The 10,778-nt window shown below is 46.8% G+C and carries 8 protein-coding genes and 1 pseudogene; 8 read left to right on the top strand and 1 reads right to left on the bottom strand.

All coding sequences use genetic code 11. The features are described 5' to 3' along the window. The first annotated feature begins 394 nt into the window (after positions 1-394). The 8 genes from RW114_RS18385 (at position 395) to galE (ending at position 10,353) form a co-directional block, all read left to right on the top strand. Positions 395-1,675 carry a nucleotide sugar dehydrogenase gene (locus RW114_RS18385; protein ID WP_340124209.1) on the top strand — a complete coding sequence of 427 codons (1,281 nt, stop codon included), beginning with the start codon at positions 395-397 and terminating at the stop codon, positions 1,673-1,675. Positions 1,676-2,178: 503 nt separating this feature from the next. Next, positions 2,179-2,424: a VPEID-CTERM sorting domain-containing protein gene (locus tag RW114_RS18380; protein WP_340124208.1), complete on the top strand. Its 246-nt coding sequence runs from the start codon at positions 2,179-2,181 to the stop codon at positions 2,422-2,424. Positions 2,425-2,920: 496 nt separating this feature from the next. Beyond that, positions 2,921-3,154 (top strand): VPEID-CTERM sorting domain-containing protein, encoded by a 234-nt coding sequence (locus RW114_RS18375; RefSeq protein ID WP_340124207.1) that lies wholly within the window; start codon positions 2,921-2,923, stop codon positions 3,152-3,154. Between the two features lie 185 nt (positions 3,155-3,339). Then, positions 3,340-5,019, top strand: coding sequence for an exosortase E/protease, VPEID-CTERM system (xrtE, locus tag RW114_RS18370; RefSeq protein ID WP_340124206.1), 1,680 nt, complete (start codon positions 3,340-3,342; stop codon positions 5,017-5,019). A 433-nt stretch (positions 5,020-5,452) separates the two neighbouring features. Further along, the gene (gene lhgO / locus RW114_RS18365; protein ID WP_340124205.1) at positions 5,453-6,649 is read left to right on the top strand and encodes an L-2-hydroxyglutarate oxidase; all 1,197 of its coding nucleotides are present in this window, start codon (positions 5,453-5,455) and stop codon (positions 6,647-6,649) included. Positions 6,650-7,022: 373 nt separating this feature from the next. Then, a complete protein-coding gene (locus RW114_RS18360; protein ID WP_340124204.1) occupies positions 7,023-7,622 on the top strand; it encodes a polysaccharide biosynthesis/export family protein in 600 nt (199 codons plus the stop codon). Further along, a complete protein-coding gene (locus RW114_RS18355) occupies positions 7,612-8,877 on the top strand; it encodes a hypothetical protein (RefSeq protein WP_340124203.1) in 1,266 nt (421 codons plus the stop codon). The genes RW114_RS18360 and RW114_RS18355 overlap by 11 nt, the downstream gene beginning before the upstream one ends. A 465-nt stretch (positions 8,878-9,342) precedes the next feature. Then, positions 9,343-10,353, top strand: coding sequence for a UDP-glucose 4-epimerase GalE (gene galE, locus RW114_RS18350; RefSeq protein ID WP_340124202.1), 1,011 nt, complete (start codon positions 9,343-9,345; stop codon positions 10,351-10,353). A gap of 117 nt (positions 10,354-10,470) precedes the next feature. On the opposite strand, the pseudogene RW114_RS18345 reads toward galE, so the two are convergent. Continuing rightward, positions 10,471-10,778 (bottom strand): annotated as a pseudogene (locus RW114_RS18345) (LTA synthase family protein); the annotation flags it as partial.

Genomic DNA, 10,778 nt, shown 5'->3' with positions numbered 1-10,778 from the left:
CAGTTTTTGTACAATTGAATTCGAAAAGCTTAGCGTTATGATTTTAAGTGCTCCTTTAAGTTTTTTCAGTAGAAATAAGTATATCTTCAAAGGAGTTTTTTACTGTTTTGGAAATTAATTTTCTGGAAGTCTATAAGGTAATCAGCACTTCTTAGGTACTCATGCGTATAGCATTTTAAGTTCGAAATGTTGTACTTTTAAACTACAGCAGGGAACATTTTGGTAATTGTTAACCAAATAATATTGGATGTTTCAAATCTTCACATTAACTCTATTTATAATGTATGCCGATTTATTGCGAATAACTTATCGAAGGATTTAATCAACACCCCCTAAAGAATCATCTTTGCCGTTTGGCAAAGGTATTGTAAGAATTACAAGGAGTAATAATTAAATGACTACTATTGCAATTATCGGCCTCGGTTATGTTGGCCTCCCGCTTGTCATTGAGTTCGGCAAGCATTCGCGCACTATCGGTTTCGATATTCATGAGTCCAAGGTAGAATCCTGCCAGCGCGGCGTTGATCCTTCCCGTGAATTACCCGATGAGGAAATGCGTGCTGCGGTACATGCCGAGTATTCGGCTGATCCAAAGAGTTTGGCCGAGGCGGACATCATCATCATCGCCGTGCCCACGCCAGTGGATGTGGCACATATCCCGGATTTTTCTCCGTTAATCGGTGCCAGTCGCAATGCCGGCCAGAACATGAAAAAGGGTGTCATTGTGGTGTATGAATCCACGGTATATCCGGGTGCGACCGAGGAAGTCTGTATTCCCGTATTGGAGCGCGAATCCGGCATGAAGTGGAAGGAAGATTTCTTTGTGGGATATTCACCCGAGCGTATTAACCCGGGCGACCGTGAACATACATTGACAAAAATTCTCAAAGTGGTTTCTGGCGATACGCCGGCGACCCTGGAGACAATTGCAGCACTCTACGAAAGTATCGTGGAACCCGGCGTGTATCGAGCTTCTTCGATCAAGACCGCGGAAGCGTGCAAGGTGATTGAGAATACGCAACGCGACCTCAATATCGCCTTAATGAACGAGTTAGCCATAATTTTTGATAAATTGGATATTGACACCAGCGAGGTGCTCAAGGCGGCTGGTACCAAATGGAACTTCCTTAAGTTTAGCCCCGGCTTAGTGGGAGGACACTGTATCGGCGTAGATCCTTATTACCTTACGCACAAGGCTGAGATGCTGGGTTATCACCCTCAGGTGATTTTAGCCGGGCGTCACATCAACGATGGCATGGGTAAGTTTATCGCTGAACAAACAGTCAAGAACATGATTGCTTCAGGTAGTTACATCAAAAGCGCACGAGTGAATGTGCTTGGCCTTACTTTCAAAGAAAACTGCGCCGATCTGCGCAATTCCAAGGTCGCAGACGTAATCAACGAACTCAAGAGCTATGGTATTGAGGTGTTTGTACATGACCCCTATGCCGATCCGAAAGAAGCGCTACATGAATACGGCGTTCAACTTCTTGACTGGGATGAACTGCCTCGGGCTGACGCCATAGTGGCGACAGTCTCCCACAAGCAGCTGATATCCATCCCGGCAGATGATTTTCAGAAAAAACTGATCAGGGGCGGTTGCTTTATCGATGTCAAGGCGTGTTTTGATCAGACCAGCCTGGAGCAGGCAGGCATCCGAGTTTGGCGGCTTTAACTGGTGTTCGGCATCTTTGTTACGTTATTTGGATAAACCTATAATTTTGGTCGTCGGCGGGACTGGCCATATCGGTTCTCACATAATGAAGAGGAGACAAGTGTCCTTCTAGGAATCTGTCCGAGAATAGCATTGTAGATTTTTTATATATAACATATGAGGTTTGCAGATAAGGCATGTAACACTATATGTTGTTTTTTAACTCCTCTATTCTCGAACAGCCTCCTAGGTATTCCCACTAATTGTACAAATGTTTTTTTTCCTCTACTATAATCTTACTTTCGTTATTCCAACGGTTTTATTTAAGTTTGTGGATTAGGGTTCAGTATGCGTCTCCCCTCGATTTAAAGCTTGAGCGTGACTGAGGTATAAAAGTTGTGATGGAAGCTTAGGAACCCTGAATCCTGAAAAAGCCAAACCACCCAAAACAACATTATTAAGTTACGCACGGCAATTCGGCTTTTCTTTTTCGGCGTAAAAAAATACAAAGTGAGGTGATCGATATGATTATTCTAAAAATATTAAAATTATTATCAATGGGCTTAACGGGTGTAGTGTTAGCCGGTGGTATTGCGTGGGCTGTGAATAGTGGAATAAATAGGGGCGATAAGCTAGGCCTGTCTTCTCCACCAACACTTACACGCGGAGTCGCTCCCGAAATTGATGCTGCATCTGGAACCAGTGCGATCGCCCTGCTAACGGGCGTTTTATTGCTAGCGGGTGAAAAGTCTCGGTCTCGACGTTCTTAACATTACTTGGTGTTGAGCATTAAAGCCGGATCAGAACATTATTACCTGATCCGGTGCTCCTTATTTTAAGTTTTTTATTCTCGAACAGATTCCTAGTACTCAGTCAACTTTATTCTGATGGTTAAACAATTGGATGTGGAGGCGACTTCAGTCGCCACTGGGCGGCTAAAGCCGCCCCCACAGTTACAGGAATCCGTCATTTCTAAATTGACTAAGTACTAGGTATTCTCACTAATTGTACAAATGTTTTTTTTCCTCTACTATAATCTTACTTTCGTTATTCCAACGGTTTTATTTAAGTTTATGGATTAGGGTTCAGTATGCGTTTCCCCTCGATTTAAAGCTTGAGCTTGACTGAGGTATAAAAGTTGTGACGGAAGCTTAGGAACCCTGAATCCTGAAAAAGCCAAACCACCCAAAGCAACATTATTCATGTTACATACAGTAGTTTAGGTTTTCTTTCTCCGCGTAAAAAAATATAAAGGAGGTGATCTATATGAAAATTCAACAAATAGTATTAGCGGGCGTAACGGTTATGTTACTAACGACAAGTTCTGTTTGGGCTGCACCTGGAGGCGTTAAGGGGGCAAATCCAGACGCGCCTGGGCAGGTGCGGCATGCGCAGGCAAAGGCACCTGAAATTGATGCCGCTTCCGGAACCAGTGCGATCGCGTTGCTAACGGGCGTTTTATTGCTAGCAGGTGAAAAGTCTCGGTCTCGGCGTTCTTAACATTACTTGGTGTTGAGCATTAAAGCCGGATCAGGACATTGTTGCCTGATTCGGCTTTTCTTATTTAATCCATCCGAGCGAAAAAGCGTCTAATTTCTGAAAGTCGACAAGTTCTTGTTATTCATTAGTTTAAACAGGTTTACCCACTGAATTGAACGCTTTTTTTCGCAAGATGAGAGTAGCAAATGATTTCTGAATATGTGATTCGAGTAAACATGCTCGTAACCTCGAAACGATTGGCTATTCGCTGGATGGTGCTTCTAGCGATCCTGGCACTCGAACTGGTAGTGATCACCGCTCGGTATGAAGTGCCGCTTTTATTGGCAAATAATGTCAGTTGGCCAGCATGGCTGTTCCATTTTTCGAAAGAGATATGGTCGGCAAGTCTCTGGATTACCGGCGCCTGTCTCGTCTTCCTCAGTCCTCGACTTAAGGTCATTCTCAGCAATTTACAGGAACAGTCAAGCGAGTATCGCTGGTTGATCTGGCTGGTATTCCACGCTCTCGCTTTCGCTACGTTCGCGGTTGTCACCGCACTCATATTTGAAACGCCCGCTAATCCAGCTCATCTTTCCTTATCCTGGTTTGCAGGTTGGTTTACGCTGGCAGGCGCAACATTGCTGCTATGGCTGCTCACTCTAGCCCCTGGTCATTTCTGGTTGCGACTGATTCGCCAAGAGTATACGGCATTGCTGATGGGGTGCCTGCTGGGAATATGCGCCTGGATGCTCATTGGCATGCTCAGTCAATATCAAACTTCCTTCCTAGGTCAAAATGAATTCTGGAACTCTCTGGCCGTACCTACTTTGCAGCTCGTCCATTTTCTGCTCGGCTGGTTTTATACCGACCTCGCCTATCAACCGGAGACATTTCTGTTAGGTACCGCCTCTTTCCAAGTTGAAATCAGTTACGCCTGCTCGGGTATCGAAGGTATTTCCCTGATCACTATATTTCTCGCCATCTATCTTTGGCTATTCCGGAAGGAGCTACGCTTTCCGCAAGCCTTCTGGCTTTTTCCCCTCGGAATAATAGTTATCTGGCTAGCCAACGCCGTGCGCATCGCCATGCTGATAGCGATCGGGGCATCGTTTTCCCCTGAAATAGCGTTACAGGGATTTCACGCGCAAGCCGGCTGGATAGCCTTTACTCTTATTGCACTCGGCGCAATTGCTCTGTCGAACCGGATGCGGTTTTTTACCGTTACCAAGCCAGATGTTCCATCTGTCAAAACCAGCAAACCGCTTGCCGCCGCCCTGCTCGTTCCTTTATTGGTTCTGATGGCTGCTACGATGGTGACGTCAGCTTCCTCCAGCGGCTTTGATACACTATATCCGCTACGCGTTGTGGCTATCGCCATAGTACTTTGCTATTTCCGCAAGGCCTATGATGGGCTCGGTTGGCGGTGGACCTGGCAAGCGCCCGCAATCGGGACTGCGGTATTCATGATCTGGATGCTGCTGGAGCCGGATATTGACAGCAGCAAGACCGCGCTATCACAAGGTTTGGCAGAACTTACAAGCGGATCGGCCGCAGCCTGGTTGGCTTTCCGTGTGCTCGGGTCGGTAATCACCGTACCTTTGGCCGAGGAGCTTGCCTTCCGCGGTTACTTAATCCGTAAGCTGGTTGCGAAAGACTTCGAAAATGTACCGCTCGGGCAGTTCTCATGGTTTTCGTTCATGCTTACGTCCGTACTTTTCGGATTACTGCATGAGCGCTGGATTGCGGGGACTCTAGCCGGAATGTGTTATGCCTTGGCCCTTTACCGCCGCGGACAGATTGGCGATGCCGTTATTGCCCACATGACGACTAACGCACTGATTGCCATTTTCGTCCTGACCCAGGCACGATGGTCTTTATGGTCATGAAAGAAGCTGACAGGAGGAAAAGACGCAGGATAAATCACGCTCCATTCATTCGGCCGATGCGCAACACTTACAGTCAACGTCGTTCCGGCAGGGATTGCCGGAATCCAGAAGCCAAGGATGGCGTATTGAGATTAAGTAGGGAACCAAAAGTTTTTTAACAAAGTCAAAAAACTATTTACCACGAAGATCACGAAGAAAAATCATTACCTTCGTGTTCCCCGCTCTCTCTGTGGTGAACAAATATGTTAAAAGACTTTTGAACGACTACTTACATCCCTGTAACCTAGATACCGGCAATCCCTGCCGGTATGACGATTTCTGCGAATAACTGAAGTATCTTGCTAAAGCCTAGTGCCTATTGGTATCAGAATCCATTAAAAGACCATCAAGAATACGTAGACAATCCATCTCCACAACTTTTGAGCATAATTCTATGGACACACGAAAATCTTTTCTCATTGTCGGCGGTGGTTTGGTTGGTTTGGCAACCGCTTATCGGCTACTGGAGCGATTCCCGCTAGTGCGCGTCACCTTGCTCGAGAAAGAGGCGACCGTCGGTGCGCACCAGAGTACGCACAACAGCGGCGTATTGCACGCCGGCCTCTATTATGCGCCCGGCTCGGCCAAAGCGAAATTAGCCGTAACCGGCATCCGGCAAATGACAAAATTTTGCCGTGAGGAAAGCATCGCGCATGAAATCTGCGGCAAACTCGTTGTAGCCGTGACACCCGAAGAACTGCCACGACTGGATGAGTTACTCCGGCGCGGTATCGCTAACGGACTACAAGGGTTAAGGAAAATCGAAGCAACTGAAATACGAAAAATCGAGCCGCATGTCAACGGTCTCGCCGCCGTGCATGTACCGGAAGAAGGCATTGTCGATTACCGACAGGTCTGTGATCGACTGGCTTTCCGTGTTCAAGAACGAGGAGGTCGCATTGTCACAGACGCAAAAGTCGCAGGTCTCGAACGCAAAGCCGGCGCCTGGGTCGCCACCACGCAGACAGCGGAATTCAATGCCGATTTCCTGATCAACTGCGCAGGGTTGCACTGCGACCTCGTGGCTAAGCTGGCAGGCGAACAGCGAGATATACGAATTGTTCCGTTTCGCGGTGAATATTATTATCTCAAGCCTTCGGCCCAGCATCTGGTGAAAAATCTGATTTACCCTGTACCCAATCCACAATTCCCGTTCCTGGGCGTTCATTTCACCCGGATGATTCAAGGCGGCATCGAGGCCGGACCAAACGCGGTCCTTGCCTTTGCACGCGAAGGATACCAATTAACAAAGTTTGATCGCAGAGACATGCTGGATATGCTGTTTTTCCCAGGATTATGGCGTTTTCTCCGTAAATATCCTGCTATGGCCTGTACAGAACTAATCCAATCATTCAGTAAAGTACACTTTTGCCGCGCATTACAACGGCTTGTACCTGACATTCGCACCGATGACCTTGCGCCCGGCGGTGCGGGCGTCCGCGCGCAAGCCATGAAATCTACGGGGGATTTAGTGGATGACTTCCATCTGGTAGTTCGCCAGGACGCCTTACATGTTCTTAATGCTCCAAGTCCTGCCGCTACAGCTTCACTGGCAATTGGCGAGCACATCGTTAATCAATTGCCAATTTGAGGCAGTTATGAAGAAGATTCGATTCGGAAACACTAATAGCAATATAGTCCCTACCGCAGACGAAATGGTTGCGCGTGTATGCCGTAAAAGCGATACCTAGTGAATCTGGCAGGAGCTGCATTCAGTATAAGTTGTTGGAACGAAATAACGCTTCTATTTGCTTCCAAAAATGGTAGACTTACAAAAGAAATACACGTTGAGAAGTTTGATTCATTCCTCGACGAACACCTGCGATACTTGGCGGCTCAAACAGAGGCTATTACGATTGGATACACCGCTGCTGAAACATTGACATCCAATCATGGTACGCTGAATTGAAATCTTTCGAACTCAGCTTATTGGGTTAACAACTTAATGAATTAACGCAACGATTATGAATACATTTACCTTAAAGAGTTTAATATTTTCATATTATGGGGACAGTCTCAGGGCGATTTTCTTCGGTTCCATGCTTTTGCTATCCAATCAGACTTTTGCCTTGGCGGCTGATGTTTACCGCCTCAATCCTGGCGACAAGCTGGAAATCACCGTTTGGGAAGAGGAAAGCTTGAAACAGGAGGTAGTGGTGCTGCCTGATGGCATGATCTCTTTTCCCTTGGTCGGGCACGTTGCCGCTGCAGGTAAAACGACAGAAGACCTAGTCAAGTTACTGCAGGAACGTCTTAATAAATTTATCCCTGACGCTGAAATAAACGTCAGTCTGCTTGCCGCAGAGGGCAACCTGATTTATGTCACCGGCGAGGTCGCCCATCCGGGGAAATTCGAAATGAAAGGGCCCACGGACGTAATGCAGGCCTTGAGCATGGCTGGCGGCTTAACGGCATTTGCAAAAAAAAACAGCATTATAATTTTGAGGCGGGAAGCAGACGGTCAAGCCAGATCCTTTCCTTTCGAGTACGGCGATGTGGAGGACGGCGAGAACATAGAATCGAATATTCAGTTGCAAAGCGGCGATACTATCGTTGCGCCTTAAATCATTTCAGAAAAGCATGTGCCGCAACCGAAGCATAGCGCTGCTTGTTCTAGCCGGTATTATTTTCGGGAAAGACGCAGCTGCAGCCGAATGGGCTTTGAAAGGATCCCTGGGGCAACAACTGCAGTATGACGACAATATTGTATTGAGTGCTATTAGAAAAGAATCTGTTGCCGGATACCTTTTGACGCCAAACTTACAAGCCACCAGAAAGACGGGGTCGCTGAATATTGCCTTAGAAGGTCAAGGGGATATTCGCCGTTACGACGATTCGCGCTGGGATTGTGATAACTATAATCTAGGTTCGAACAATGATTACCGGACCAAACGCAGTGTTTTTAGTTTAAAAGGTGGATACGGCGTTAACTGTTCCTATTCTCAACAAATCGAGGATACAGGAATAATTCTGCCCAACAGCCAGTCTGTCAACTATCAGCTGGCACCCTCGTGGACTTGGCAGTGGACATCTCGCGATCAGTTGGCCCTGAATACTTCATACGCCAAAACAAGCTATAGCAACCCACAAAACGGTGTCACTTCAAATACTGACAACGTTTTCATCGGTAATGATACCTACACCGTTAACCTGGGGGGGAATCATGAATGGAGCCGACGCCTCTCCCTCAATGGGAACCTTAATTTTTCCAATGTCCAATTCACAGGATCGAACGCATCGACTCAAAATCAGTTTGGCTTTCAACTGGGTGCGAGTTACAAAATCAATCGCTTATGGTCAGTTAGCGCAGGTGGTGGGCCAGTGTGGGTTGATACCCGGCAGAGTTCGGATGGCGTTACATCTGGACAGAGCACTTCGTTATCCTTGGGTAATGTCGCTAATATCAATTTAAGCTATAGTAATCAGTTGACCCAATTCTCTACCGGCTTTTCTAACTCTGTTAACCCGAGCGCCATCGGCCAAACGCTGCAAACCAGCTCCACCTTCGCTAATTATTCATACCATTTAACCCGTCATCTTTTACTGGATCTCACAAGTAGTTATTCACGTAGCAAATCGATCGGCGGCCAGTCGGCTGATAACCCAATCAGTCAATTTAATCGCAACTACTTCACTGTGGCCCCAGGCATTGCCTGGACGCTCGCGAAAAACTGGCAGCTCAGAGGCAGCTACGTTTACAGGTGGCAGGATTACCAGCAAGACAATAACTTACGAAACTTAAATGCGGGAACGAGTGAGTCTAACGCCGTGATGTTTTCACTGGGCTATTCTTGGGATGGAATCCGAGTTTCCCGTTAGCTCATTAAGCTGAACAGACATGCACAAGCTATTACCGAAAAACTTTGTTTTGAACGGGGATGTAACGGTTTATTAAAAATGTAGCCTGAATTAGAAGAGTTTGCTAGTTTTTGCATTAAAAATGCTTATATTACCCCATGAATAGCCAAATCCCCCGCCACGAAGAAATACGAATAGCGATTAAAAGAGGCAAGACTATCGACGGACTTGATGCCGATGATTTTAGCTAGATACCTGTTGCACGAAATGATGCGAGTAGCGCAAAGGCTACTTATGCACACACCTTATCGCGTTCCGAAAATTATTGGGCAGTAAATCGACTGCATTTATTACCGCGTTGGGCTGGTTTTTAAGTTCGAGCAATCAGAATTGTATTATAAAATCCTCTAATTAAGGCACAGGCTTGAGGCTTTCATATGATTAAGAGAAAAACACCCTGCGTAAAAATAATAGACGAGGCACAGCATGAAAATTTTGGTAACTGGCGGCGCGGGTTTTATCGGTAGCCATACTTGTGTGGAATTATTAAGCTCGGGTTATGAAGTCATAATCGTTGACAATCTGCTTAACAGCAAAGCCAGCGTGGTAGATAGGGTCGCGACCATTACCGGCAAGCAACCCACGCTGGTGCAGGCGGATGTGCGCAATCAGTCGGCATTGCGTGGTATTTTTTCAACACATAAGATTGATGCGGTAATTCATTTCGCTGGACTTAAGGCAGTAGGCGAATCAGTCCAGCAGCCCTTGCAGTATTACGACAACAATATCGGCAGTACTTTGGCCTTGTGTCAGGTAATGGTCGAGTTTGGCGTGTTCCAGTTGGTGTTCAGTTCGTCCGCCACGGTTTATGGCGATCCGGCCAGCGTGCCGATCAGTGAAGATTTTCCGCTTTCAGCAACCAATCCTTACGGCAGATCGAAGCTGATGAACGAGGAAATTCTGCGTGATCTGTTTGTATCCGATGCGCGTTGGCATATCGCACTACTGCGCTATTTCAACCCGATAGGTTCCCATATCAGCGGTATGATCGGCGAGGATCCAAACGGTACTCCCAACAATCTGATGCCGTATCTGTCGCAAGTGGCCGCAGGAAAACTGAGTATACTTTCGGTCTATGGCAATAATTGGCCAACCCCTGACGGCACTGGCGTGCGAGATTATATTCATGTCGTCGATCTGGCCAACGGTCATAAAAAAGCCCTGGAAAAGATCAGCCGAGCACCGGGCGTTTTTACCTATAACCTGGGTACCGGGCGGGGCTACAGCGTGCTGGAAATGATTGCCGCCTTTGAAAAGGAGACCGGGCAGTCCGTCCCCTATAACATAGTGGACAGACGAGCGGGCGATATTGCAACTTGTTACGCTAATACTGACTTAGCCGATAAAGAACTCGGCTGGGTGGCGACGCGCGGCCTGAATCAGATGTGTGCCGACTTATGGCGCTGGCAGCAATTTTGCGCAACGACTATTGTGTAAGGCTAAATTTCAGCGCTTACTGAACGATCTAAAACCACTCATGTCGGGCAACAGTTTTTTGTTGTCCGACACAAGACTGCAACTAATTGCCTGGGTATTTTAATTTCTGCAAATTACCTAATACCGGCTCAAGCGATGCGACCAGATATAATCCGCGGACTGGTAATAAGCCATATTTTCGGTGACCAACGGGGCGGCGGCATCCATGTCCAAAGGCTTATATACACCTAAAGGATCGTCAATCACATCAACTTTTTGCTGGGGCGACAGATACACCAGTTTATTGTCTTTAAACAAACCCAATTTCTGGTAATTACTGATCAATGCCCTGCCCTCGTCTTTGCGCATCTGCATAATATCGCGGCCATAAAACTGGCTTTCATAGCTGAGGTTTAAAAAACCAAGCACAGTTGGAGCCACATCAA

The sequence above is a fragment of the Methylobacter svalbardensis genome (genome assembly GCF_037671525.1).
Classification (GTDB): Bacteria; Pseudomonadota; Gammaproteobacteria; order Methylococcales; family Methylomonadaceae; genus Methylobacter_A; species Methylobacter_A svalbardensis.
Note: the sequence above shows the minus strand (reverse complement) of the source record. Positions and strands in the feature narration are given on the sequence as shown.

Bases quoted from the DNA above. Each gene is read 5' to 3' on its own strand.
- RW114_RS18385 (WP_340124209.1), top strand. From the start codon at position 395: ATGACTACTATTGCAATTATCGGCCTCGGTTATGTTGGCCTCCCGCTT.
- RW114_RS18380 (WP_340124208.1), top strand. From the start codon at position 2,179: ATGATTATTCTAAAAATATTAAAATTATTATCAATGGGCTTAACGGGT.
- RW114_RS18375 (WP_340124207.1), top strand. From the start codon at position 2,921: ATGAAAATTCAACAAATAGTATTAGCGGGCGTAACGGTTATGTTACTA.
- xrtE (WP_340124206.1), top strand. From the start codon at position 3,340: ATGATTTCTGAATATGTGATTCGAGTAAACATGCTCGTAACCTCGAAA.
- lhgO (WP_340124205.1), top strand. From the start codon at position 5,453: ATGGACACACGAAAATCTTTTCTCATTGTCGGCGGTGGTTTGGTTGGT.
- RW114_RS18360 (WP_340124204.1), top strand. From the start codon at position 7,023: ATGAATACATTTACCTTAAAGAGTTTAATATTTTCATATTATGGGGAC.
- galE (WP_340124202.1), top strand. From the start codon at position 9,343: ATGAAAATTTTGGTAACTGGCGGCGCGGGTTTTATCGGTAGCCATACT.